Raw genomic sequence first — 24,376 nt, forward strand, 5'->3', positions numbered from 1 at the left:
CCACGAATGCGGTTTCTGCGACGACGACCGCGATCTTCCCGCCTCCATGTCGTCGGCAACGCCGACGGAGGGACGCTGACTCGAAGAGTGTGGCGACCTGCGTCGCCACCTCGGCAAACGCAATGTCGACGATTCCGTCGCGCAGCAACACAAGACCCGGCATCGCACGGGGCGATGCCGGGTCCTCGGTGTTGCGATGTGGCGCGCGATTCCTCAGTGCGCCATGGCGACTGCTTCTTCGGACGCGACCGGCAGCTTGCCGCTACGCACCACCAGTCCCGCGATGACTCCGCCGACAGCGAAGACCGCGGCCGCCACCCAGAATGCTGTGGTGTAGGAGTGCACGGCAGCCAACTCGGCCAGTTGCTGTGGATTGCCAACGCGCGCAGCATTATCCGCCACATAGGCGGTCGCCGCGCTGGCGGCGATGGTGCTCAGCAATGCGGTGCCGATCGATCCGCCGACCTGCTGCATCGTGTTGACCGTCGCCGACGCCACGCCCGCATCCTCGGAAGACACGCCCGAGATCGCACCCTGCATGGCCGGTGCCATCGACGCGCCGATTCCGACGCCGAGGATGAGCAGCGCGGGCAGGATGTGCGTCGCATACGAGCTGGTCGGGGTGATCTGCGTCAGGTAGGCCATACCGAGCGATGCCACGATCATGCCGCCGGCCATCAACCAGCGAGGACCGAAGCGGGGCAACAGAACTCCTGTCGACGTGGTTGCGGTCACGATCAGCATGCCGATCATCGGCAGGAACGCAAGACCGGTCCGGATCGGCGAGAACATCAGGTTCTGCTGCATGTAGTAGGTGAGGAACAGGAAGATCCCGAACATGCCGATACCGGCGATGAACACCACGAGGTAGGAGCCCGCCCGGGTACGGTCGGTGATCACCCGCAGCGGCAACAACGCGTGATCGGTGCGGGCCTGCAGCCATACGAAAACCGCGAGAAGCGCTGCACCGGCGACCAGCCAGGTGATCGTCGCCCAGTCGGCCCAGCCGTTGGTCTCGGCGTTGGAGAAGCCGTAGACGATCGAGAAGAGCGCGACCGAGACGGTCACCACGCCCGGGATGTCCAGACGCGGACGGTGTTCGGAACGATGCGACCCGAGAAACAGGACGGCCCCGACCAGGGCGATCGCGGCGATCACCAGGTTGACGTAGAGGCACCAGCGCCAGTCGGCCCATTCGGTCAGCATGCCGCCGAGGAGGAGGCCCAGCGCGCCGCCACCGCCGGCGATCGCGCCGAAGATGCCGAACGCCCGCCCACGCTCGGCGGGATCGGTGAAGGTGGTCGTCAGCAACGACAACGCGGCAGGCGCGAGCAGGGCGCCGAAGACGCCTTGGCCGGCACGAGCGGCGACCAGCATCTCGAAGTTCACTGCTGCGCCGCCGATCGCGGACATCACCGCGAAGCCGATGAGGCCGGTGATGAAGGTGACCTTGCGGCCCAGCAGATCCGACAACCTGCCGCCGAGAAGCAGCAGGCTGCCGAAAGCAAGGGCGTAGGCGGTGACGATCCACTGCCGGTCCTCGTTTCCGAAGCCGAGTGACTCCTGCGCATGGGGAAGAGCGATGTTCACGATGGTCGCGTCGAGCACGACCATGAGCTGTGCGAGTGCGAGCACACCGAGAATCACCCAGCGCAGCCGGTGATGGCGGTCGGCGGGTGATTCGACGTCTGCCGACGAGGTGTCGAGCTCGTTGTAGGTGGTCGTCATCGCGCCTCCAATTCTGAGATCAGGCGGAGGTGTTTCCTCCGGTTCTTAGTAGCCAACGGGGGACAAGCGGAGATGATTCCTCCGATTGCTAGACTGTGACCATGACCACCGGATCGACGTCGAATGCCCGCGAGCGTCCGCTGCGCGCCGACGCCGAGCGCAACCGGCTGCGAATCATCGCAACCGCGCGCGAACTGTTCGCCGAACGCGGCCTCGACGTCTCACTCGACGACGTCGCAGCCGCGGCAGGTGTCGGCGTCGGGACGGTCTACCGGCGGTTCGCGAACCGCGACGAACTCATCGTCGGGGTCTTCGTCGAGCACCTCAAGCAGGTGAGCGCGCAGGTCGCCGGCGCCCTCGAGGACCCGGATCCGTGGGCCGGCGTGGTCAACCTCATGACCTGGTTCGGCACCATCACCGCAGGTGACCGTGGCTTGGCCGCGATCATCATGCGCATCGACCACACCGACCCGGAGATCGAGAAGGTGAAGGCGGGGATGAACGAGCGCATCCAACTCGTCTTCGATCGTGCGCAGGCGGCAGGTGTGCTGCGTCCCGACCTCGCGTCGACCGACTTCTTCGCCCTGTTCACGATGCTGTCATCGGTCGCCGAGGTCACCGAGCCGACGGTCCCCGGGGTGTGGCGTCGCTACCTCGAACTGATACTGCCCGGCATCCGCGCCGGCAGTGAGCAGATCCCCTTCACCGTGCCCGCGTTGTCGGAGGTGCAGATCCGCGCGGTGCAGCGGGATCGGGCGCAGCGTCGACGGACGTCTCCTTCCGGCTGAGCGGTGTGAGGAGCGGTGGGCTCACAGCATGTGCACCTTGCGATAGACCTTCGCGGCTGCCGGCGTGAGGAGTCCGACCTCGTCGAGGAAGGCCATCAGGTGCGCGCACCCGGTGCGCACCATCGACTGGAAATGGTGGTTGCGACGCATCTCGGCGACGGCACGGTACTTGTCGAGTCCGGCGTCGGAATATGCTTGTGGCCGAACAAGGCTGGTGAAGATGAACGACGCAGCGACGGCGGTGTGATACGCGCTCCAGCGCTGCTTGAGGGGTCCGGCTGCCGCCATCGCCTCGCGCACCTGCTCGCGGGCGTACTTCATATGCCGGGATTCTTCGAGGACGTGGATCTCGTTGACGGTCCGGATGAAGGGGAGGACTCGATCGTCGCGCATGCATCCGCGTTGGAAGACGTCGAGGATCTCCTCGGCGACGAGGATGCCCGCGTAGGCCACCTCGTCCTTCGCGGTGGCGCCGAAGAGTTTGGCGGCCTTGCCGATTCGCGGATGTGGCCGATAGGACGTGCCGACCATCTTCTCGGTCGCCTTGGCGAACATCAGCGAGTGGCGGCATTCGTCGGCGATCTCGGTGAGCGCGAACTGATACTCGGCGCGATGGTAGTCGCCGAGGTACTGGTCGCGTAATACCAACTGCTGCAACAACATCTCGAACCAGATGCCGATGCTCATGATCGACGCGAACTCGTGTCGGGTCAGCGTCACACGCTGCTGCTCGGTCATCTCGTCCCAATATGCGGTTCCGTACAGCGTCGACCACTCGGGGCTGCACCCGTAGTGCGCGGGGTCCATCGGCGCGTTCCAGTCGATCTCGGTCATCGCGTTACGCGAGAGGCGCGCCGCGGAGGTCAGTAGACGGCGTGATACTTCTTCGGTGTCCGAGAGCGTCGAACTCTGACATTGCATAATGGCAACGTACCATCACGCAATGGCATAGTCACGCGTCCGGGTCGTCCTCGACGACCAGTCCCTGACTCACGAGCCAGTCGTAGGCGACGTCGGCGGGGTCCTGTCCGTCGATGTCGACGCGGGCGTTGAGGTCGAGCATCACCTCGTTGGTGAGGCGCTTGGAGATGGTGTCGAGGAGGCCGCGCAGCTGTGGGTACTGACGCAGGATCTCGCCACGCACCACCGCGGTGCCGCTGTAGGGGAGGAAGAATTTCTTGTCGTCCTCGAGGAGGACGAGTCCGAGGTTCTTGACGCGGCCGTCGGTGGTGTACACCTCGCCGAAATTGCAGGGGTCGCTGTCGGCGGTGGCGGTGTAGATCACGCCGGCATCCATGCGCGTGACGTTCTGGATGGGCACACCGTCGGGGGTGTTGTACGGCATGCCGTAGGCGGCGAGCATCTTCACGAAACCGTCCGGCCGAGAGAAGAACTCGTCATCGACGCAGAAGGTGCGTTCCTTCACCGGGAGACGGGTGATGTCGGAGATGGTGTGCACGTTCAGTCGTTTGTGCACGGCAGGGGCGGCAGCGAAAGCGTAGGTGTCGTTGAAGTTGGCCGGCGCCATCCAGATGAGGTCGTGTTCGCTCTCCTCGATCGCGGCGACCTCTCGCCACAACTCCTGCGGATCTGCGATTGTCTCGGTCTGGTTGTGATAGTTCAGCCACGCGGTACCGGTGTACTCCCACACGATGTCGGCGTCGTTGTTGAGGATCGCCTGCCGCGACGACGCAGACCCGGGCGCGCCGGTCAGGTCGGTGATGTTGGCGCCGGCGGCCGCAAGGTAGGTTGCGGTGATCTTGCCCAGGATGACGCCCTCGGTGAAGCTCTTCGACGTGACGACGATGTCGGCGCCGTCGAGCGGGCGCGCACCGTCCGGCAGTGCGGCGCTCTGGAACGTGCCCGACGAACTGACCAGCCCGCAACCGGCCAGCAGCGCAATCGTGGCCAGGATGCTGATGGCCAGGGTGAGCAGGCGGCGTGGTCTCATCGCACACCTCGCGGGGTCGCGGCCAATTCGAACAGTCGGCCGAGCCAGTCGATGATCATCGCGAGGAGGGCCACCAGGATCGCCCCGGACACAAGGAGTTTGGGTAAGAAGAGGGTGATCCCGGTGTTGATCAGCGTGCCGAGGCTGGTGGCGCCGATGAAGACGGACAGCGTCGCCGTGCCGACCAGGATCACCAGCGCCGTGCGCACCCCGTTGAGAATCACCGGAACCGCGAGGGGCAATTCCACCTGGACCAGGGTGCGCAAACCCGAGTAGCCGATGCCGCGGGCTGCTTCGACGGTCCGCGGATCGACCTGTCGCAGACCGACGATCGTGTTCTGCAGGATCGGCAGCACGGCGTAGACCACGAGCGCGACGACGGCGGTCTTGAAGCCGGTACCGAGCCAGAAGGTGAACAGCACCAGCAGGCCGAGGGCGGGAGCAGCCTGACCGACGTTGGCGATGTTGACGACGATCGGGTTGAGCCGGCGCATCGACGGCCGGGTCAGTGCGATGCCGAGCGGAATGGCGATCACGATGACGATGAGCGTCGCGGTGAGGGTGAGTTTGATGTGGTCGAAGATGGTCGACTGCAACGTTTCCCAGGCCAGTGAGGTCTCCTCGACCTCGGTGAAATCGGTGGTGGCGTACCAGATGAAGTAGCCGACGCCGACCACCAGAATGACCAACGGCTCCAGCCACACATCCAGGGGCGTGCTCTTGAATCGTTGTTTCATCGCGGCGCGGACCCGTCGGGATCGGTCTCGGTGGGTACGTCGAGCACTTCGGTGACGTCGATGGGGCCGGTGCCCTCGGCGTGTTCGGCGTACGACGTGGAATCTTCCTGCGCGCGGGCTTCGGCGAGCTGCCCGCGGATGATGTCCATGACCGCGTCGATGTTGAGGGCTCCGACCACCGCGCCCTGCGCGTCGGCGACCAGCACGCCGCCCTGGCTGGCGGCCAGCATGGTGTCGAGTGCGTCATTGAGGGTCGACGACCGCGCGACCACCGGCAATCGCGCGTCGACGTAGTCGGAGACCTCCGGTTTGGAGGCGAGTTCGTCGAGCGACGGCCACGCGCGTGGCCGCCCGTGCTCGTCGACGACGACCACCCACGTGTGTCCGGCGGCGCGCGCTCGCGTTATCACCTGTCCGGCCGGCTCGCCGACCTTGGCGGTGACGATGTCGGCGTGCGCGACGTCGCGCACCCGGGTCAGCGTGAGCTGGGCCAGCGTCGCACCCGACCCGATGAAGTCCTCCACGAACGGCGTCGCCGGATTGGCAAGGATCTCTTCGGGAGTCGCGTACTGCTCGATGTGGCCGCCCTCGGAGAGGATGAGGACCTTGTCGCCGAGTTTGGTCGCCTCTTCGAAGTCGTGGGTGACGATCACGATGGTCTTGGCCAGCTCGTGCTGAATCGCGATCAGGCTGTCCTGCAACCGAAGCCGAGTGATCGGGTCGACCGCGCTGAACGGCTCGTCCATCAGCAGGACCGGCGGGTCGGCGGCCAAAGCGCGTGCGACACCGACACGTTGCTGCTGGCCGCCGGACATGTCCTTGGGCAGACGGTCGGCAAAGGTGGCGGCGTCGAGTCCGACGAGATCGAGGAGGTAGTCGGTGCGGTCGGCGATCTTCTTCTTGTCCCACTTGAGGACTCGCGGAATCGCGCCGATGTTCTTGGCGACCGACCAATGCGGGAACAGGCCACCGGACTGGATCACGTAACCGATGGATTGGCGCAGCTTGTCGGGATCCTCCTTGGTGACATCGCGTCCCCCGATGAAGATCCGGCCCTCGGTGGGTTCGATGAGACGGTTGATCATCTTGAGCGTCGTGGTCTTTCCGCACCCTGACGGTCCGACGAAGGCGACGATATGTCCGGCCTCGATGTCGAGGTCGAGCTGGTGAACCGCGGGTTCGGTCTGTCCCCGGTACCGCTTGACGATTTTGTCGAGGTGGATGTCGGCCCCGGTGACCGTGCGCTGGGCCGACGGCGCGGTCGGTTGGTCGGTGAGGTCGGTCATGACAGTCCCTTTGAGATCGTGAGGCGGCCGAGCAGTACCAGCAGTGCGTCGAAGACGAGTGCGATGATGACGATGAGAATTGTTCCGGTGAGCGCCATTTCGAGGGCATTCGCGCCGCCGAGGCGCGAGAACCCGTTGAAGATCAACGATCCGAGTCCCGGTCCGAGGACGTAGGCGACGATCGCCGCGACGCCGACGATCATCTGGGTGGACACCCGAATGCCGGTGAGGATGACCGGCCAGGCGATGGGAAGTTCGACGGTGAACAAGATGCGGAATCTGGAAAGACCGATGCCACGCGCGGATTCGACGACCGCCGGTGGCACCGAACGTAGTCCGACGACCGCGTTACCGATCACCGGCAGCGCCGCGAAGAAAGCCAGCATGATGAACGACGGCACCACGCCGAGCCCGAACGGGACGATCAGCAGCGCCAGTAAGGCGAGCGAGGGAATCGTCAGCGCGATGCGACTCGTGGTGAGTGTCAGCGACGACACCAGCGGCAACCGATAGACGCCGATCGCGATCGCTATGGCCACGAGCGTGCCGACGAGAACGGTCTGAAAGGCCAAGGACGCATGTTGATACGTCAGGAACGTGAGCCTGTCGGCATGGTCGGACACGTAGTTCCACAGCTGCACGATCGTCCCATCGTCAGGGGTGCTTGGATCTGACCTTACGCATACCGAACGGCCATGCGGTGCTCTTTGGACGTCGTTGTTGTCGGCGCGAACTGCGGTAGACCTGCTGATCAGGCGATTCCGCCTGCCCCCCGGCTTTTACTCGCGATGATGAAATGTCACGCGACCCGGGCGTCGAAGCACTTCTCCAACGACCGGGCGGTGATTCGCCAGCCGTCGTCGGTCAGAATCCACGCGTCGCGGTACCAGAGTCCCAACAGATGCGTCGAGGAGTCGGTCTGCATCGGATTGAGACACAGGGTTCGCGTCCGTGCACGAGTGCCGTCGACCGTTATGTCGTGATTGCCCACCAAGTGGCAGTAGGCGGTGAAGGCGGGCAGAACCTCGCCCAGCCACGCCTGCACTTCGGCCAGGTCACCGACGATTCCGCCCATCGCGCTGTAGTCGATGCGTGCGTCGGCGGTGAACACCCGGTCGAGGTCACCGAACCGTCGTGCGTCGACGGCGGTGGAGTAGTCGGTCAAGGCCTGCGTGATCTCCAGGCGGGCAGAAATCTCCTCGATGCTCAGCATCCGTGCAGTCTGACACCGTAGTGCAGCGCTTGGGAGAACCTTCGGAGTACTAGTCTGTTGCCATGGCAGTCAGTCGTCCCACTGATGGTGGCGCCGAGGTGCGACGCGCCCCGCGGGCCCGGATGACCGGTGCGCAGCGTCGCCTGCAGCTGATCGAGGTGGCCCGCGGATTGTTCGCCGAACGCGGCTTCGAGGGCACGTCCATCGAAGAGATCGCGCAGCGCGCCGGTGTGTCCAAGCCGATCGTCTACGAGCACTTCGGTGGCAAAGAGGGTCTGTACGCGGTGGTCGTCGACCGCGAGATGGAAACCCTTCTCGAGATGGTGACGTCGTCGCTGACGAAGAACCGGTCGCTGTACCGCATCCAACAGGTGGCGCTTGCGTTGCTGACCTACATGGAGGAGCGTACCGACGGCTTCCGTATTCTGGTTCGCGGCGACAGCACCGCGTCGACCGACGAAACAGCCACGTACTCAAGCCTTTTGAACGATGCCATCAGCCAGGTCGAGCACATCCTGGCCGGCGATTTCGAACGCCGCGGCTTCGAGCCGGGGCTTGCACCTCTGTATGCGCAGGCGCTGGTGGGCATGGTGTCGGTCACCGCGCAATGGTGGCTTGATGTCCGCGAACCGTCGAAAGAGGTTGTCGCAGCACATCTTGTCAACCTGTGCTGGAACGGACTGACCCGCCTGGACCCGAATCCCGAACTGGTGGGACCCGACTATGTGGAACCCAAGGAGCGCAGGTCCTCCGACGAGTGACTTGGTGCGCCGCCTGTGGATCGTCGTCGACCACAGTGCTGAACCGGTGTTAGCGTGACGCGAAACAACCAGGGGGGAAGCGCATGTCAGATCTTGTCGTGGATCCATCGTCACTCACATCGGCTGCCGTCGAGATCCAGCAGTGCGCTGCGCGGTTGCGTGCGCTCAAGTTGGCGGCCGGCTTCCGAAGTGGTTACTCGACAGCGACCTTCGGTCAGCTCGCGGGCGCGTTCAAGGGTGCGACCACCGACATAACGGATGTCGCCGGCGCGGCCGACCAGCAGATCGCCAGATCGTTGGCCAATACGTCCGCCCGGCCTTTGTGCATGCAGCTTCGGCAGTCGAAACCCAGTCCGTCATCGTGGCAGTTGCGCTGGTGGTGGCGCGCGCAATCGCTGCACCGCGTCGCCCCACCGCCGTCCGCTGGGCATTGGTAATCGCGGTTGGTGCGTGTGTTGGTGGTCTGACCTCCGTGTTGCTGCCGGTGTGGCACTGAACATGGGCGGTCGATTCTTCGGTCCCGCAACACCATTCGCGGCGATGGTTGCACTGGGTGCGGCAGTGATCGCGGTGACCTACCTCTGGGTGGTCGGTTTCCTTGTGATCGTAGCGTTCGCGCTGGTTGCGGCAGCGTGCGCAATTGCCCCCGGCAAGCAACGCCAGTTCGGAGTAGGGGCAGTCATCGGATGCGCGGTCTGCGTGAGTGGACTCGCGGTGGCGATTGCCACGACGTTCTAGCGCGCTACGTCAGTACAAGACTCCGTTTGGCCAACCCCATCCAGAAGCCGTCGATCACCTGGTCCGGGCGTTGTTCTGGGTCCGTACTCGCGCCGAGGGTGACGAACAGCGGTGAGAAGTGCTCGATGGTCGGGTGGGCGTACGGCATTCCCGGGGCCTTGATGCGAAAGTCGATGAGCGACTCCACATCTCCGGCGGTGAAACGTTCGTGTGCCCAGGCGTCGAATTCGGCGGACCACGTCGGAGGTGTCGCGTCGGGCCGCGGATCGGTGAGGTAGGGAAGTCCGTGCGTGGTGAACCCGGACCCGATGATCAGCACGCCCTCGGCGCGCAGCGGCGCCAGTCGACGGCCGAGGTCGAGAAGTCGCTCCGGGTCGAGTGTCGGTAGGGAGATCTGGAGAACCGGAATCTCGGCGTCCGGGTACATGACGGTGAGCGGGACGTAGGCACCGTGGTCGAGCCGGCGATTCGGGGCGTGCGCGACGGGCTCGCCGTCGGGCATCAACGCCGCGACGCGTCGGGCGAGCTCCGGGGCGCCGGGTGACCAGTAAGTGGTCTCGTAGAAGCGGTCCGGGAAGCCCCAGAAGTCGTAGGTCAGCGGGGTGTGCGGGTCGGTGGACCCGATGGTCAGTGGTGCGGCTTCCCAGTGCGCGGACACGACGAGGATCGCGGTCGGGCGCGGGAGGTCTGCGGAGAGGCCGGCAAGTTGCTCGACCCATATCTCGCTGTCGACCAGCGGCGGGGCGCCGTGGCTGAGGAACAACGCGGGGATGCGATCCGACTGGGGGGCGTCGGTGGGCTCTGACATGGACATATCTTACTAAACAGAACTGCGGTCCGGTTTGTTTCCACAGGTGGCCGGGGTGATCGTGGCCGTCCCGGCGTCCCACCTACAATTGCTGGAGTGTCGACTCCGCGCGCCCTCGTCGGGCTTTCAGAACTTGCCTGCGCCGACACGGCGATCCACGGACTCGTCGCACGACGCGACGAACGCCGCCTCGACATCACCGCTCCCGACGCCGCACGACCGTTCGTGGTGTCCTGCCTGGCCAAGGATTCAGCGGCCCCGCTCCTCGTCGTCTCCGCGAACGGACGGGAGGCCGACGACCTGACCGCCGAACTCGGCGAGCTGCTCGACGACCCCGAAGCGGTCGCCCAGTTCCCCTCCTGGGAGACGCTCCCGCATGAGCGGCTGTCGCCCAGCGCCGACACCGTCGGCCAGCGACTCGCAGTTCTCCATCGGCTCGCCGATCCCGGCGATCGCCCGCTCGCAGTCGTGGTCACCACGGTGCGCTCGCTGGTGCAGCCGATGGCACCGGGACTTGGTGACGTCACCACGATCACTCTCCGTGAGGGTCTCGAGATCGACTTCGACCGCTTGCTCGTCGACCTGGTCGAGATGGCTTACGAGCGGGTCGACATGGTCGGCCGCCGCGGCGAGTTCGCGGTACGCGGCGGCATCCTCGACGTCTTCGGCACCACCGCCGACTTCCCGGTGCGCGTCGAGTTCTGGGGCGACGAGATCACCGAGATGCGCGCGTTCTCCGTGGCCGACCAGCGCAGCCAGCCCGAGGTCGACGCGTCCACAGTGATCGTCCACCCGTGCCGCGAGTTGCTCCTGACCCACCAGATACGCAGTCGGGCAGCCGAACTCGCCGAGAAGTCCGAGGGTGACCCGACGCTCACCGAGATGCTGACCAAGCTGGCCGAGGGTATTCCGGTCAACGGCATGGAAGCTCTCATCCCGGCACTCGTCGACGGTGAGATGCAACTCCTCACCGAAGTGGTGCCGGACGGGACGCGGGTACTGATCCTCGATCCCGAGAAGGTGCGCACGCGCGCAGCCGATCTGGCCAAGACGGGTGCAGAGTTCCTCGAGGCGTCGTGGACCGCTGCGGCGATGGGCGCCTCGGCCCCGATCGACGGGCGTTCGTCGCAAACCCTCGGAGTGGATCTGCAGGCGAGTGCCTACCGGCCGCTCGACGGGGTGGAAGAGTCCACGTTGGCGGCGGGGCGGTCGTGGTGGACGATGAGTCCGCTGTCCACCGGCTCGGGTGACGAGGTGGAGCTCGATCTCGCGGCGGGCCCGGCTCCACGCGGCAACAACGACGAGATCGCCGCGGTGTTCGCACAACTGCGCGCGCATGTGACGGGTGGTAAGACGGCAGCGATCGTGGTGGCGGGCAAGGGAACTGCCCAGCGCGTCGGCGAGCGGCTGGCCGACGCCGAAGTTCCGCACGTGCTTGCCGAACCCGGGTACCGGCCCCAGCCGGGCGAGGTGACGGTGTTCGGCGGCACCTTGCGTCAGGGGCTGGTGTGTCCCGACGCCGGGTTGGTCATCGTCACCGAATCCGATCTCACCGGCACCCGGGTCGCGAATGTCCGTGACGGGCGCCGACTTCCGGCCAAGCGTCGCAACCAGGTCGATCCGCTGGCGCTGACCGCAGGCGATCTCGTCGTCCACGACCAGCACGGCATCGGCAAATTCGTCGAGATGATCGAGCGCACGGTGTCGGGTGCGCGGCGGGAGTACCTGGTGCTCGAGTACTCACCGTCGAAGCGTGGCCAGCCGGGCGACCGATTGTATGTCCCGATGGATGCCCTCGACCAGCTCTCCCGCTACGTCGGCGGCGAGCAGCCGTCGCTGTCCAAACTGGGCGGATCGGACTGGCAGAACACAAAGCGCAAGGCGCGCAAGGCGGTCCGTGAGATCGCCGGCGAGCTCGTGCAACTCTACGCCGCGCGGCATGCCGCTCCCGGTCACGCGTTCGGGCCCGACACCCCCTGGCAGCAGGAGATGGAAGACGCCTTCGACTTCACCGAGACCGTCGACCAGCTCACCGTCATCGCCGAGGTCAAGTCCGACATGGAACGACCGGTGCCGATGGACCGGGTGATCGTCGGCGACGTCGGCTACGGAAAGACCGAGATCGCGGTCCGCGCCGCTTTCAAGGCGGTGCAGGACGGCAAGCAGGTTGCCGTGCTGGTCCCGACGACGATCCTTGCGCAACAACATCTTCAGACCTTTTCCGAACGGATGACCGGGTTCCCGGTGCGGGTTCGCGGCCTGTCGCGGTTCACCGACGCCAAAGAGTCCAAAGAGGTCATCGGCGCGATGGCGAGCGGTGAGGTGGACATCGTGATCGGCACCCACCGCCTGCTGCAGACCGGCGTCACCTGGAAAGATCTGGGTCTGGTGATCGTCGACGAGGAGCAGCGCTTCGGCGTCGAACACAAGGAACACATCAAATCCCTTCGGACGCATGTGGATGTGCTGACGATGTCGGCGACGCCGATCCCGCGCACACTGGAGATGTCGATGGCCGGGATCCGGGAGATGTCGACGATCCTCACCCCGCCGGAGGAACGTCATCCCGTCCTCACCTATGTCGGCGCCTACGCGCCGAAGCAGGTCGCCGCCGCCATCCGGCGCGAACTCCTGCGTGACGGCCAGGTCTTCTACGTGCACAACCGGGTGTCGACCATCGACAAGACCGCGCGCGACATCTCCGCGATGGTTCCGGAGGCGAAGGTTGTTGTCGCGCATGGTCAGATGAACGAGGATCAGCTGGAACGAACGGTGTCGGGGTTCTGGAATCGCGAGTTCGACGTGCTGGTGTGTACCACGATCATCGAGACCGGCCTGGACATCTCGAATGCCAACACGCTGATCGTCGACCGTGCGGAGAACCTCGGGCTCTCCCAGTTGCACCAGTTGCGTGGCCGTGTGGGCCGCAGCCGCGAACGCGGGTATGCCTACCTGCTGTACAGCCCTGAGCGGCCATTGACCGAGACGGCTTACGACCGCCTTGCGACGATCGCGCAGAACAACGAGCTCGGTGCCGGAATGGCGGTGGCGCTCAAGGATCTCGAGCTTCGCGGTGCCGGTAATGTGCTCGGTGCGGAGCAGTCCGGGCATGTGGCGGGCGTGGGTTTCGACCTCTACGTCCGGCTCGTCGGGGAGGCCGTGGAAGCCTACCGCGCAGCCGCCGACGGGCGTGAAGTGACCACCCAGGAAACCGGGGAGGTGCGCATCGACCTGCCGGTCGACGCGCACATTCCGGTCGAGTATGTCGACTCCGACCGCCTACGACTCGAGGCCTACCGCAAGCTCGCGTCGGCCACCGACGACGCCGCAGTCGACGGCGTGATCGCCGAACTCACCGACCGCTACGGCGAGCCCCCGGTCGAGACAACACGATTGGCGTCGATCGCGCGCCTGCGGTTGCGTTGTCGCGAGCGTGGCGTCACCGAGATCGGCTTGGCCGGAACAGGAATGAAGATCTCGCCGCTGCCGCTGCTCGACAGCGAGCAGGTGCGCCTGAAGCGCCTCTACCCGGCTGCCACCTTCCGCGCGACCACATCCGTTGTGACGCTGCCCATCCCACGCACCGGAGGCGTGGGATCAGCACGCTTGCGCGACGACGAGCTCATCGTCTACCTGACGACTTTCCTGACGCAGCTCAAGCCGACTCCCGCTGCCGACTGATCCGAAGAGTACTGCTTTCGGCCTCCTTGAACTGGGGTTATGTGGAGCCTCCGCTGCGGCTGTCCCACCGAAAGTAGGGGAAGTGGTTTCTTCCGCGAGGTTCGGAGTCGTCCCCTAGAAATTCATAGGGCAAGACACCAAGGGTAGGGGACGAGTCTTCTTCCCCTACTTTCTTCGGTGACGCGGGAAGCCTTCTCCTCTCGTCGGGGCGTGGTCCTCGACGCCGTGACCAGGATCGGGCCGCTGGGGAGCGTCCTCCGGAATATTCCCGGCGGACCACCCTGAGGGGCCCGCTCTCAGTCATCCGAGGGGCCAGGGGGTACAGAGTTTCCGACGGGGGTGGCAGTGTGCTCCCGTGGTCTGACCGGTTCGCTGCTGACTCGAAGAGTTCGGTGGCGAGCGCTCTGACCTGGGCAAACGCCGCAGCGCTCTGCCCCTGAAAATAGGGGAAGAACTTCTTCCCCGGGGTTCGAAGTCGTCTCCTAGAAAATCTGCGGGGAGGACACCAAAGGTAGGGGACGAGTTTTCTTCCCCTGATTTCTGCAGCGACCGCGCACCCCTGCGCTACGACGAGCCTCTTCCCGCGTCCATGATCGCCGCCGCAGACGGCGGGTGGGTCGCTGATCCGAAGTGTTCGGCGACCGGCCCCGGACCGGGAAGTCTCCACTCGGTCTACCTGCGGACCCCAACCACCAATCGTCTCGACACACGTTCTTTGTCGCCCACCCGCGTGGCGGCGCTGCGCCCTGCGAATGACCGCACGTATGGTTTAAACATTCCGACGTGCATCGATCGTGGGGGTTCGAGTGAAAGGCGCACTGCCGAGATGACCGTGGTTCTGCTGGACCCCAGCCGCCCCGACCTGATCCCGATCCGGGCCCGCACCCTGCTGTCCGGGCGGGTGATGGTCACCGAGGACGTGTCGGCCGCGACGCTCTGGGAGTTCGATCACGTGGAACCCGCGGTCGACGCCCCACCCGGCTCGGACGGGTCCGACGCAGTGGCCGTGCTGGTCAGCACCGATCCGGCCCACCCGCTCGTACGCACCCGGATCGCTCGGGGTGAGGAGGTGATCGCCGCCGAGCGAGTGTCCGGTGCCGTGCTGCTCGAGGCCGTCGCGCTGATGGACACCCTGCGCCGAAACGGGCCGTGGGAGAGTCAGCAAACCCACGCATCACTGCGCCGATACCTCCTCGAGGAGGTCTACGAACTCCTCGACGCCATCGAACTCGACAACCCGGACGAACTGCGCGAGGAATTGGGAGACCTGCTGCTGCAGGTGCTCTTCCACGCGCGGATCGCCGCCGACGATCCGGATACCCCGTTCGACATCGACGACGTCGCACGCAGTTTCACCCAGAAGGTGACCGGGCGGACACCGGGCGTGCTGTCGGGTGCGCATTCCGACCTCGAAACACAGATCCGCGAATGGGAGGAGCGCAAGGCGGCGGAGAAGCAGCGCGGATCGGTGCTCGACGGCATCGCCACCACCGCGCCGGCACTCGCCCTCACCCAAAAGGTGCTCGAACGGCTCACCGCCGCGGCCTATCCGGTCGAGACGATCGATCCGCAGGTCCTGACGATCACCGTGACGGCCGACGGCGACAGCGTCGAAGACACCGCCCGCCGTCGTGTCCTCGCCTTGATCGACCAGGTGCGAGCCGCCGAGGAACGCGCCAAGAGCGCCGACGTGACACTCGACACCGCCGACGCCTGGCACGGGGTGCTAGTCGACGTTAGTCGAGAAGACTGATGGTATCTCCGTTGACCGCGAGCGACGGTCACGAGCGATTGACCCGATCGGCGGTAGACGCGTATGGGTCTTTGTCGGCGGGGCAGATTCGGGACGGCAAGGCTCGGGCCTGGGGAGTATGGAGGTACGCATGACGATCGCCGACGGCGACGATGGGGATGCGAGCACCGAATGGGTGTGTGTTCATTTTGCGCTGGTGGTCCCAACGAGGGTTGGCGACCTACTTGTTCCAGAGGGATGGTCTGCCGGCGCGTACCCCGGGGCGGACCATCCCTACGCTGGAGCGTTGCAGCGCAATGGAATCGGTGGTGGTGGAGATCCTGCGGAGTGGTTCCCCGGGCGACTGGCTGACGCCACCGCGAACAGGAACAGCGGTAATCGATCCGCGAGGGCGTACAAGCGTCTGGACGCGCCGGGCTATACGCGCGGCAACGTGGCTGTGATAGCGCTGGAATTGCTGACCTTTACATGTGACAGTGACGCGCAGGCAAACGATTTCGTCATCGCCCACATTTCGGTCGATCGGCCAGATGCGACTCAACTGATGCTGATCTCTCAGAATCTTCGTCGACCCTGGGTCGATCCCTTCGGAGATGTGGAGGAGCGGAGCTATTACGATCCGATGGGGATCGTGGTGCGAGCAATAGAGGTCGAGTTGCATGCGGCGGTCGGAATCGATCTGGTGGCGATCGGTGCCAGCGGACGGGTGAGGTTCGCCCGTCCGCTGCAGCAACAGAACCCCGTCAACGACAGAGCGCCCCTTTCGGTGTCCGTATCCGGTGTGGCGACACGTCTGCCTGCGGTTTCGGCGCTGGGTGTCCAGTATGGCGACACTGCTTGGTCGCCGCAGCAACTGTGGGCATTTGCCCTTGCTTATGGACTTGCGCCGGGCATGCAATGGCCAGGCGACACGCTTTCGGCAGCCGAGGAGGTTACTGTCGACTGTCCGAAGGATTGGACGGGTGTCGTCACTGAGATCGGGCAGGCATTCATCTGTGTCGATCCAAGCCCGGACGATGTGCGGTTTCGAGGATTCTGGAATTTGGGCCATACGCGTTTCGTGGACCTGCTCATTCTGGGTTCCCGCCAGACTCACCTGCTCGAGCTCTTGTCCGAAGACCTCGTGGCGCTAGGACGGGACGCATTCGAGAAGACGCGCCGCATCGATGACATGACGATCTCTGGCGTTTCCGAGCTTCGTTTGGAGGTTGAGAGGTTTGGGCAGCGATATGCCGAGTTTCGTAACGACAACTGGTTCACCATCATCCCTAGGCGGAATCGCGCTACTGTAATCTTGCAGCAGATCCAACGCCGGCTGTATGCGCAGCAGTTGTTGGACGATATCGACGCGGAGCTCCGCAGGATGTCCGAGATCATCACTGTTGCCGCCGATCGGCGTCATGAGGCCCATGAGCAGGCTTTGCGTGAGCGTGTCGAGGCGCGAAATGCATTGGTTCAGGAAGAATCTCGGGCTCGAGAACTCGAGCGGGCAAAGCGTGACTGGCTCATATCCGTGATTTCGGCATTAATCGGTCTTCCATCGATCACTTACGCTCTGGCCGCGATATCAACTCCTTCAGGTGCATGGAACGGGGCGCTGTGGAGCATCGTCTGGATGGTCTTGGCGGTTCCGACAATACTATTCGTGCATTGGTTGATAACACGCAGGGGATCGGGAGGTCGGTAATGAGCTCACCTGAGATCGCCGTGATAACAACGGTTGACCCTTCGCGGACCGATCACCTGATGAGCACCTATCAATCACTCCAAGAACAGATCGATGTAAATTGGGAATGGTGCGTTTACTTTGACGGACCGGGGGTGCAGCACCCGCTGGAGTCCACGTCAGATTCGCGAGTGAAGGTTAGACGCGGAGATAGGTCCCGCGGAGCCGCATTCGGTAGAAACTGCGCGGTGCTCATGTCCAGGTCTGAGTTCTTGAGGAACCTTGATGCCGACGACCTGCTGATCGGAACCACCGCATTGTCGCTCTGCTTGAACAATCTGATGAGGCCGGGGATTGGATTCTGTGTAACCGTCACGGCCGACCAGAAGCACGATGGGTCATTGACGAACTTTGAATCGAGGTTTACGCCGTACGGCGTCCTTCCGCGGGGGTACTGGGGATCAGCGTGGATCGAGCATCGGTTCTTGGATATGCGCGCCCACACGCTAGGTTGTCGAAAGGACCTGTACTGGGTCTGCGGGGGGTACCGTGCAATGCAGTTTGCCGAAGATGTGACGCTCATCGTTTCGATGAACGAACTCTGTGAGGGTTGGTTCGAGCGCACGCCGTCTTCGATCTATCGACTGTGGTCGGGTCAGATGTCCGCTGCGCCCGAGCGTCCCTGGGAGCTCGACGCAACTTACCGTGAGGTGACACAGTCCGTTGGATCCTTGCGACGCTGGCTGGGTCCGCACTGATTCCCTAAGACTCGAACAACCCCTGACCCCACCACTCGCCGTCGGCCAGTCCGGGCGGAACCGCGAAGATCGATGAGCCGTTGGGGATCAGGTATTCGGTCATGGCGTCGCGTCGTGAAAGTTCTTGCTGCATCGGGATGAACTGGGTCTGCGGGTCCCGGTTGAAGGCGATGAAGAACAAACCGGCGTCGAGGTGGCCGAATCCGTCGGAACCGTCGGTGAAGTTGTATCCGCGCCGGAGGATCTGCACACCGCCGAGGTTGTCCGGATGTGCCAGGCGCACATGGGCATTGCGCGGGATCATGGGTGCGCCGTAGGAGGTGATCTGGAAGTCGGGGGTGTCGAATTCCTTCTTCTGGCCCAACGGTGCGCCGCTGTTCTTCTCTCGGCCGATGATCTGCTCCTGCTCAAGGAGGTTGGCGCGGTCCCACGGCTCGATGTCCATCCGGATACGACGGGCAACCAGATAGCTGCCGCCAGTCATCCATTGGGCTCCCGGCGGATTGTCGGCGGCGTCCACCCACACCCAGCGGTCGAGCAGGTCGGTGTCCTCCGCGCGCAGGTTCGCGGTGCCGTCCTTGAACCCGAACATGTTTCGCGGGGTCTCCTGGGCCTGCGTGGTGGAGGCGGTGCGACCGAAGCCGAGCTGCGACCATCGCACGGCCACCACCCCGAAACCCATTCGGGCGAGGTTGCGGATCGCGTGGACGGCGACTTGCGGGTCGTCGGCGCAGGCCTGCACGCAGATGTCGCCGTAGGAGCGCAGCGGATCGATGCGCTCGGCAGCGAAGATGGGAAGGTCCTGCAGCACAGCCGGTTTCCGGTCGGCGAGACCGAATCGGTCGCCGCGGCCGGGAAATGCTGCGGTGGGTCCGAACAGTCCGGGACCGAATCCGATGGTCAGGGTGAGCTTTGACGGCGAGAGTCCCAGCGCCTCACCGGTGTCGGCGGGTGGGACGTAGTTGCCCAACCCGGTCGCGCCGTTCTCGACGGTCTCTTCGCCGCGCGTCATCCGCTCCGCGGCAACCGTCCACGCTTTGAGCATGGCCACCAGATCGTCACGCGACTCGGTCACGACGTCGAAACTGGCGAAATGCAGACGATCCTGGGCCGCGGTCACGATGCCGGCCTGTCGCTCGCCGCGGAACGCGACGATCTCCGACGACTCCTCCGGCTCGGGCGCAGTCGCCCGGCCGACGGCCATCCCGCCGGCCGCAGCGACCACCACACCGGCCCCGGCGCCACCCAGCAACGCGCGCCGTGACAGCCGCGAGCGTCCTGAATCTTCCGGTGCCGGTGTGGTTTCGCTCATCGTGTCCCCGTCATCGCGTCCCAGTCGTCGTATAGACGTTACTGCGGCAGGACGATGCCCGGCACCTGCGAGAGGGTCGCCGACAAGGCGTCGATCTTGGCCGACAGATCCTTGCGCTGCTCCGGTGTCACCTGCGTGTAGGAGACGTAACCCTCGCCCTGCTGGAACTGGTTGATCGCGGCGCGAACATCCGCGAACTGCGCGGTGATCTTGTCCATCAGCGGCTGGTCCTTGGCGGAGATGATCGGCTGCATGGTCGCGATGGCCGTCTCCGAACCGTCCACGTTGGCGGCGAAGTCCCAGAGGTCGGTGTGCGAGTAGCGATCTTCCTCACCGTTGACCTTGGTGGCAGCGACCTCGTCGATCAGGGCCTGCGGTCCCTGAACGAAAGATCTTGTCTCGAAGTTGAAGTCGGGCTTGTTGACCTCGTCGTGCAGCTTGTTGACGTTGGCGAGCAACAAGTCTGCCTGCTGGTCGATGTTGGCCTTGGTGTCGGTGGCCTTGGCGTTGGCCGCGTCGGCCGGACTGATCTGTCCTTCGCCGTCACCGATCTCGTTCGGCTGCGGCGGCCACAGGAATCGTTCGATGCGGTGGAAGCCGGTGAACGGTTGCGTGCCGTTTTCGGTGTCCTCCCAACGCATGTCGATGGCCGGGTCGAGGTCGGGGAACGACTCGGCGACCGGCTCGATGCGCTCGTAGGGCGTGCGCACGAGACCGAACTGGGCGCGCGCGGCGTCGAGGTTGCCGCTCTTGACGTTGTTCACGAACGACTGGGTCTGTGCCTGCAGCGTGTTCAACTGGTTGCGGACATAGCCGAGGTAGGCGACCTTGGCGGCGTTGACATCCGCGGGCACCTCGGCCTTTTCCTTCTTCTCACCGCTGACGGTGATCTCCTTGCGGATACCGGTGCCGACCATGCCGGGCTTGCAGGCCACGGTGTAGGTGCCCGGGTCGACGATCTCGACCGTCAGGTTGCCGGAGACACCCGGACCGATGTTCTCGACCTCGCCGAGAACCCGGTTGTTGTTGCCATAGACGTAGAACTCGGTGACCTTGGTCCCGTTGTTGGTCACGGTGAAATCGACGTCGCCGGTCTGCGCTTCGGTGCTCGCCAGATCGCACTCCGAGTCCGACGAGGTCACCTTGATGGCGCCCTCCGAGTCGGTCTTCGACGTACAGCCCACCAGGAGCAGTGGGGTGGCGCACACAAGGGCGGCGGCGGCAATTGTCGTCGCTACCTTGCGATTCGCTCGAAGGCGTTTGCGCATCGGGTTTCCTTTCAGCGGCCGGCGTCGGGAGTTGCCGGGGTTTCGGGGGAGGTGTCGGCGGGCGTGCTCGCGGGAGCGCGATCGGCCGGTCGACGGCGGTTGGCGCGTAGGAAGATCGTCAGCACCACCACGACGTAGAGCACCCAGGCCACCACCTGCAAGACGGTGGGGTCGGGCCGGAAGTTGAAGATGCCCGCGAGCACCGTGCCGTACCACGACGACTGGTCGTAACTCGCGGAGATGTCGAAGGCGATGTTGTTGAGGCCGGGTAGCCAGCCGACCGTCTGCAACGCGCGCACCCCGTAGGAGAGGATGCCCGCGGCGACGATGATCAGGAAGATCCCGGTGTAGAGGAAGAACCGGTGGAAATCCAGGCGGATCGCACCCTGATAGAGGAGCACCGTCAGCACGATCGCGACCACCACGCCGATCAGCAGACCCAGCAGTGGCCACCATCCGCCCGACACGCTCTCCGCATATCCGACCATCAGCAGCGCGGTCTCGAAGCCCTCTCGGCCGACGGCCAGGAAGGCCAGGCCCATCACCGACGCACCGCCGGCCAGCAGTGCGTCGGACATGCTGTCCTTCAGGTCCGACGAGATGTGCGAGGCGGCCTTGCTCATCCACAGCACCATGAAGGTGACGATCGCCACCGCGACCAGCGACGCGACTCCGGCGATCAGCTCGGCGGCCAACGGCGTCATCGTCGACGTCCCGAAATGGATGACGAGGAAGACGACCACCACCATGGCGACCGCTGCCGCGACACCTGCCCAGATCCATTTGAGGGCGCCGCGGCGGCCCGCACGCGTCACGAAGGCCACCAGAATCATGACCACAATGCCGGTTTCGAGGCCTTCGCGAAGTCCTATCAGTCCGCTTCCGAACATCTGCGCGAAAACCGAGGGCGCGCCACCCGAAGCGAGAATCTCCACCGTGCTCTTTCCGACGGCCCGCTCCCGAAGCGGAGTGTGGTGAGGCTAACCAGACGACAGTAGCGCCGGATCCCGGGAACCGGAAGCTGAGACGGCGAGTTGACTATGCGATTGGGTCTTAAGTCCTCATCATGCGATGGTGGGTGGTCGTCGCGACGGATCTGTGCGAATCGGTCGCGACCAACAAGGCAGGGAGTGAGTGAGTAGTGCGTGTGCGTGGTCCGTTGTCGCGGGCAGTACAGGGTGCAATGGTCGGCGTCGCCGCGGTGGCGGCGTCGGTCGTGCTGGCCGGGTGCATCGACCTGCCCACGTTCGACCGGCCCGACATCCCCGACGGCATCCCGCCCGGTCCGGGGACCCCGCAGCCCTACATCGACATCAACGCGCCCGGACGTACCGCCGAACTCATGCGTGAGTGGGCCACGCCCATCGCGGACTCGACGGGTATCCCGCTCATCGCGATGGAGGCCTACGGCAACGCCGCCGAGATCCAGCGCCAGCAGCACCCCGAATGCGGACTGGCCTGGACCACCCTGGCGGGCATCGCGGGGGTGGAGAGCAAACACGGCACGTATCGCGGAACCCGGATCGCGGCCAACGGTGACACCTCACCGCCCATCCGCGGAGCCAAGCTCGACGGCTCGCGCGGCAACCTCGAGATCCACGACACCGACGGTGGCCGCCTCGACGGTGACGCCACCCACGACCGCGCCATGGGCCCCTTCCAGTTCATCCCCGAGACCTGGACCCGGTACGGCGTCGACGCGAACGGCGACGGCAAGGCCGACCCGGACAACATCGACGACGCGGCCCTGTCGGCGGCGCGCTACCTGTGCGTGTCGTCGGGCGGCGACATGACGACGCCGTCGGGCTGGGAAAAGGCCGTGAAGGTCTACAACAATTCGATGGCCTACGTCCTCGACGTGCGGGATCACTCCAACGCCTACTCGATCAACGTCCGCTACTGACCGGTCCGGATCTGTGGCAACCGACCATCCCTCGGGCCGTCGGAAATCTGTACCTCGGAGGCCGGCCAGGTGCATAGTGCACGTGGGCGGGGTTGGGAGGTACAGGCCGTCCGACGGGGTGGTGGTGCGCTCGCGTGAAATGACCCCGGGACGACGACGTCGTCGGGTCGGTGGCTCGGTAGCGTTCCTTCTGAACTGGGGAAACGCGATCCAGCGGCCCGCAAAATCTAGGGGAAGAAGTTTCTTCCCCTGGGTTCGTAGTCATCCGCGAGAATTTTCTGGGGGAGGACTCCAAGGCTAGGGGAAGAACTTCTTCCCCTAGATTTTGCGGGCGCGTGTTCCTGGCGTCGCGTTCGGCGGAACGCGATGACCACGATCGGTGACTGAGATCGGGCCCGTCAGCGTCCGCTTCCGGGAGATACCCGGAGCACCACAGTCAGGGGCCCGATCCTGGCCACCGGTCCGACCTCCAACCCTTCCCGCCTCCACGACCCCCCGCCGCACTTGTGGAATCTGTACCTGGGAACCCATGAAGTGCACAGTGCACTTGGTCGGGCTGGGGGGTACAGATATCCGACGGGGGTGGGGCTCCCGCGGCCTGGTCGGGTCGCCGACTTCACGAATTTGTTTCGTGCGCGGCCCTTGCCACATGTGTCGAGGCACTAGCGATTAGGCTTTGACCCGTACCTTGGCCGTCGCCAGATGCGTCGGCCCACCACCGAGAAATAGGGGTTGAACCGTGGCAATCATCGAGCAGGTTGGTGCACGAGAGATTCTCGATTCGCGGGGCAACCCGACGGTCGAGGTCGAGGTCGTCCTCGATGACGGCACGTTCACGCGGGCCGCTGTGCCGTCGGGCGCCTCGACCGGTGAGCACGAGGCCGTCGAACTCCGAGACGGTGGCGAGCGCTACCTCGGTAAAGGCGTCACCAAGGCCGTCGAAGGTGTGCTCGGTGAGCTCGCGCCGGCGGTCATCGGGATCGAGGCCGAGGAGCAGCGTCTCGTCGACCAGGCCCTGCTCGACTGCGACGGCACCCCCGACAAGGGCCGCGTCGGTGCGAACGCGCTGCTGGGTGTGTCCCTCGCCGTCGCCAAGGGAGCTGCCGAATCGGCCGGACTGCCGCTGTTCCGCTACATCGGCGGACCCAACGCGCACATCCTGCCCGTGCCCTGTATGAACATCATCAACGGCGGCGAGCACGCCGACAACGGCATCGATTTTCAGGAGTTCATGATCTGCCCGGTCGGTGCGCCGACCTTCAAGGAAGCCCTGCGCTGCGGCGCGGAGGTGTACCACGCACTCAAGTCCGTGCTGAACAAGCAGGGACTCAACACCGCGCTCGGCGACGAGGGTGGCTTTGCACCCGACCTGCCCCACACCGACGCTGCGATCTCGGTGATCGGCGAGGCGGTCGGCAAGGCCGGCTACAACTTCGGCAAGGACGTCGTGATCGCGCTCGACGCGGCCGCGACCGAGTTCTACTCCGATGGCGTCTACAAGCTCGAGGGCAAGGACTACTCGACCGCCGACATGGTGCCGTTCTACGAGAAGCTCATCGCCGACTTCCCGATCGTCTCGATCGAGGACGGACTGGCCGAGGACGACTGGGACGGGTGGGCCAAGCTGACCGAGGCGGTCGGCGACAAGGTGCAGCTCGTCGGTGACGACCTGTTCGTGACCAACCCCGAGCGTCTCGAACGCGGGATCACCGAGGGAGTCGCCAATGCCCTTCTGGTGAAGGTCAACCAGATCGGCACGCTCACCGAGACCCTCGACGCGGTGGCCCTGGCGCACAACAACAGCTACAAGACGATGATGAGCCACCGGTCCGGTGAGACCGAGGACACCACCATCGCCGACCTGGCCGTTGCCTGCGCGTGTGGTCAGATCAAGACGGGTGCGCCGGCGCGCAGCGAGCGTGTCGCCAAGTACAACCAGCTGTTGCGCATCGAGGAAGGTCTCGGCGACGCGGCACGCTACGCCGGTGACCTCGCCTTCCCGCGTTTTTCGTTTGGTTCGTGATT

Annotated in this window: 21 protein-coding genes; 10 read left to right on the forward strand and 11 right to left on the reverse strand. The window is 64.9% G+C overall.

The window, feature by feature from the left end; genetic code table 11:
• Window positions 1–213 precede the first annotated feature (213 nt).
• Window positions 214–1,728, reverse strand: coding sequence for a DHA2 family efflux MFS transporter permease subunit (locus tag ACWDTF_RS10920; RefSeq protein ID WP_355276282.1), 1,515 nt, complete (start codon window positions 1,726–1,728; stop codon window positions 214–216).
• 101 nt (window positions 1,729–1,829) lie between these two features.
• Here ACWDTF_RS10920 and ACWDTF_RS10925 point away from each other — a divergent pair, with 101 nt between their 5' ends.
• Window positions 1,830–2,516 carry a TetR/AcrR family transcriptional regulator gene (locus ACWDTF_RS10925; protein ID WP_240856498.1) on the forward strand — a complete coding sequence of 229 codons (687 nt, stop codon included), beginning with the start codon at window positions 1,830–1,832 and terminating at the stop codon, window positions 2,514–2,516.
• 21 nt (window positions 2,517–2,537) lie between these two features.
• Here the strand turns inward: ACWDTF_RS10925 and ACWDTF_RS10930 are convergent, their stop codons facing one another.
• From ACWDTF_RS10930 to ACWDTF_RS10955, 6 genes are all read right to left on the reverse strand, one after another.
• On the reverse strand, window positions 2,538–3,437 hold the full coding sequence (locus ACWDTF_RS10930) for an AurF N-oxygenase family protein (RefSeq protein ID WP_355276280.1): 900 nt from the start codon (window positions 3,435–3,437) through the stop codon (window positions 2,538–2,540).
• A 31-nt stretch (window positions 3,438–3,468) separates the two neighbouring features.
• Window positions 3,469–4,467, reverse strand: coding sequence for a glycine betaine ABC transporter substrate-binding protein (locus ACWDTF_RS10935; RefSeq protein WP_240856500.1), 999 nt, complete (start codon window positions 4,465–4,467; stop codon window positions 3,469–3,471).
• A complete protein-coding gene (locus ACWDTF_RS10940) occupies window positions 4,464–5,204 on the reverse strand; it encodes an ABC transporter permease (RefSeq protein WP_240856501.1) in 741 nt (246 codons plus the stop codon). Before ACWDTF_RS10940 ends, ACWDTF_RS10935 begins: the two co-directional genes overlap by 4 nt.
• Window positions 5,201–6,490: an ABC transporter ATP-binding protein gene (locus tag ACWDTF_RS10945; protein WP_240856502.1), complete on the reverse strand. Its 1,290-nt coding sequence runs from the start codon at window positions 6,488–6,490 to the stop codon at window positions 5,201–5,203. Before ACWDTF_RS10945 ends, ACWDTF_RS10940 begins: the two co-directional genes overlap by 4 nt.
• Window positions 6,487–7,131: an ABC transporter permease gene (locus tag ACWDTF_RS10950; protein ID WP_240856503.1), complete on the reverse strand. Its 645-nt coding sequence runs from the start codon at window positions 7,129–7,131 to the stop codon at window positions 6,487–6,489. The genes ACWDTF_RS10945 and ACWDTF_RS10950 overlap by 4 nt, the downstream gene beginning before the upstream one ends.
• A 158-nt stretch (window positions 7,132–7,289) precedes the next feature.
• A complete protein-coding gene (locus ACWDTF_RS10955; protein WP_355276276.1) occupies window positions 7,290–7,703 on the reverse strand; it encodes a nuclear transport factor 2 family protein in 414 nt (137 codons plus the stop codon).
• Between the two features lie 62 nt (window positions 7,704–7,765).
• Between ACWDTF_RS10955 and ACWDTF_RS10960 the strand changes: the two genes are divergently transcribed.
• From ACWDTF_RS10960 to ACWDTF_RS10970, 3 genes are all read left to right on the forward strand, one after another.
• Window positions 7,766–8,464 carry a TetR/AcrR family transcriptional regulator gene (locus ACWDTF_RS10960; RefSeq protein WP_355276274.1) on the forward strand — a complete coding sequence of 233 codons (699 nt, stop codon included), beginning with the start codon at window positions 7,766–7,768 and terminating at the stop codon, window positions 8,462–8,464.
• A gap of 83 nt (window positions 8,465–8,547) precedes the next feature.
• Complete coding sequence (locus ACWDTF_RS10965) at window positions 8,548–8,901, forward strand: hypothetical protein (RefSeq protein ID WP_355276272.1); 354 nt, start codon at window positions 8,548–8,550, stop codon at window positions 8,899–8,901.
• A gap of 103 nt (window positions 8,902–9,004) precedes the next feature.
• Window positions 9,005–9,202: a hypothetical protein gene (locus tag ACWDTF_RS10970; RefSeq protein WP_240856507.1), complete on the forward strand. Its 198-nt coding sequence runs from the start codon at window positions 9,005–9,007 to the stop codon at window positions 9,200–9,202.
• Between the two features lie 4 nt (window positions 9,203–9,206).
• Here ACWDTF_RS10970 and ACWDTF_RS10975 read toward each other — a convergent pair whose 3' ends face one another.
• Window positions 9,207–10,016, reverse strand: a complete 810-nt coding sequence (locus tag ACWDTF_RS10975) for a dioxygenase family protein (protein WP_449754364.1) — start codon at window positions 10,014–10,016, stop codon at window positions 9,207–9,209.
• A gap of 90 nt (window positions 10,017–10,106) precedes the next feature.
• Between ACWDTF_RS10975 and mfd the strand changes: the two genes are divergently transcribed.
• The 4 genes from mfd (at window position 10,107) to ACWDTF_RS10995 (ending at window position 17,868) form a co-directional block, all read left to right on the forward strand.
• A complete protein-coding gene (gene mfd, locus ACWDTF_RS10980) occupies window positions 10,107–13,691 on the forward strand; it encodes a transcription-repair coupling factor (protein WP_355276267.1) in 3,585 nt (1,194 codons plus the stop codon).
• A gap of 826 nt (window positions 13,692–14,517) precedes the next feature.
• Window positions 14,518–15,444, forward strand: a complete 927-nt coding sequence (locus ACWDTF_RS10985) for a MazG family protein (RefSeq protein WP_355276265.1) — start codon at window positions 14,518–14,520, stop codon at window positions 15,442–15,444.
• Window positions 15,445–15,574: 130 nt separating this feature from the next.
• Entirely contained in the window at window positions 15,575–17,131 is a 1,557-nt protein-coding gene (locus ACWDTF_RS10990; protein WP_355276263.1) for a hypothetical protein, read from the forward strand.
• Between the two features lie 59 nt (window positions 17,132–17,190).
• Complete coding sequence (locus tag ACWDTF_RS10995) at window positions 17,191–17,868, forward strand: glycosyltransferase (protein ID WP_449754371.1); 678 nt, start codon at window positions 17,191–17,193, stop codon at window positions 17,866–17,868.
• Between the two features lie 4 nt (window positions 17,869–17,872).
• Here the strand turns inward: ACWDTF_RS10995 and efeB are convergent, their stop codons facing one another.
• Genes efeB through efeU form a run of 3 tightly spaced genes read right to left on the reverse strand, consistent with a single transcriptional unit; the run spans window position 17,873 to window position 21,383 of the window.
• Window positions 17,873–19,180 (reverse strand): iron uptake transporter deferrochelatase/peroxidase subunit, encoded by a 1,308-nt coding sequence (gene efeB / locus ACWDTF_RS11000; protein ID WP_433258613.1) that lies wholly within the window; start codon window positions 19,178–19,180, stop codon window positions 17,873–17,875.
• Between the two features lie 38 nt (window positions 19,181–19,218).
• Window positions 19,219–20,448, reverse strand: a complete 1,230-nt coding sequence (gene efeO / locus ACWDTF_RS11005; RefSeq protein WP_355277932.1) for an iron uptake system protein EfeO — start codon at window positions 20,446–20,448, stop codon at window positions 19,219–19,221.
• 11 nt (window positions 20,449–20,459) lie between these two features.
• Window positions 20,460–21,383 (reverse strand): iron uptake transporter permease EfeU, encoded by a 924-nt coding sequence (gene efeU / locus ACWDTF_RS11010; RefSeq protein WP_240856517.1) that lies wholly within the window; start codon window positions 21,381–21,383, stop codon window positions 20,460–20,462.
• Window positions 21,384–21,631: 248 nt separating this feature from the next.
• On the opposite strand from efeU, the gene ACWDTF_RS11015 reads away from it, so the two are divergent.
• Window positions 21,632–22,351 (forward strand): lytic transglycosylase domain-containing protein, encoded by a 720-nt coding sequence (locus ACWDTF_RS11015; RefSeq protein ID WP_240856544.1) that lies wholly within the window; start codon window positions 21,632–21,634, stop codon window positions 22,349–22,351.
• A gap of 739 nt (window positions 22,352–23,090) precedes the next feature.
• Complete coding sequence (eno, locus tag ACWDTF_RS11020; RefSeq protein WP_240856518.1) at window positions 23,091–24,374, forward strand: phosphopyruvate hydratase; 1,284 nt, start codon at window positions 23,091–23,093, stop codon at window positions 24,372–24,374.
• Window positions 24,375–24,376: the final 2 nt, after the last annotated feature.

It is taken from the genome of Gordonia sp. NPDC003422 (assembly GCF_053588675.1).

Coding starts and splice junctions, on each gene's coding strand:
- ACWDTF_RS10970 (WP_240856507.1), top strand. CDS start 9,005: ATGGTTGCACTGGGTGCGGCAGTGATCGCGGTGACCTACCTCTGGGTG.
- ACWDTF_RS10985 (WP_355276265.1), top strand. CDS start 14,518: ATGACCGTGGTTCTGCTGGACCCCAGCCGCCCCGACCTGATCCCGATC.
- ACWDTF_RS10995 (WP_449754371.1), top strand. CDS start 17,191: ATGAGCACCTATCAATCACTCCAAGAACAGATCGATGTAAATTGGGAA.
- ACWDTF_RS10960 (WP_355276274.1), top strand. CDS start 7,766: ATGGCAGTCAGTCGTCCCACTGATGGTGGCGCCGAGGTGCGACGCGCC.
- ACWDTF_RS10945 (WP_240856502.1), bottom strand. CDS start 6,490: ATGACCGACCTCACCGACCAACCGACCGCGCCGTCGGCCCAGCGCACG.
- ACWDTF_RS10990 (WP_355276263.1), top strand. CDS start 15,575: ATGACGATCGCCGACGGCGACGATGGGGATGCGAGCACCGAATGGGTG.
- ACWDTF_RS10920 (WP_355276282.1), bottom strand. CDS start 1,728: ATGACGACCACCTACAACGAGCTCGACACCTCGTCGGCAGACGTCGAA.
- ACWDTF_RS10975 (WP_449754364.1), bottom strand. CDS start 10,016: ATGTCCATGTCAGAGCCCACCGACGCCCCCCAGTCGGATCGCATCCCC.
- ACWDTF_RS10940 (WP_240856501.1), bottom strand. CDS start 5,204: ATGAAACAACGATTCAAGAGCACGCCCCTGGATGTGTGGCTGGAGCCG.
- ACWDTF_RS10930 (WP_355276280.1), bottom strand. CDS start 3,437: ATGCAATGTCAGAGTTCGACGCTCTCGGACACCGAAGAAGTATCACGC.
- ACWDTF_RS10925 (WP_240856498.1), top strand. CDS start 1,830: ATGACCACCGGATCGACGTCGAATGCCCGCGAGCGTCCGCTGCGCGCC.
- efeB (WP_433258613.1), bottom strand. CDS start 19,180: ATGAGCGAAACCACACCGGCACCGGAAGATTCAGGACGCTCGCGGCTG.
- ACWDTF_RS10965 (WP_355276272.1), top strand. CDS start 8,548: ATGTCAGATCTTGTCGTGGATCCATCGTCACTCACATCGGCTGCCGTC.
- ACWDTF_RS11015 (WP_240856544.1), top strand. CDS start 21,632: ATGGTCGGCGTCGCCGCGGTGGCGGCGTCGGTCGTGCTGGCCGGGTGC.
- ACWDTF_RS10955 (WP_355276276.1), bottom strand. CDS start 7,703: ATGCTGAGCATCGAGGAGATTTCTGCCCGCCTGGAGATCACGCAGGCC.
- efeO (WP_355277932.1), bottom strand. CDS start 20,448: ATGCGCAAACGCCTTCGAGCGAATCGCAAGGTAGCGACGACAATTGCC.
- ACWDTF_RS10935 (WP_240856500.1), bottom strand. CDS start 4,467: ATGAGACCACGCCGCCTGCTCACCCTGGCCATCAGCATCCTGGCCACG.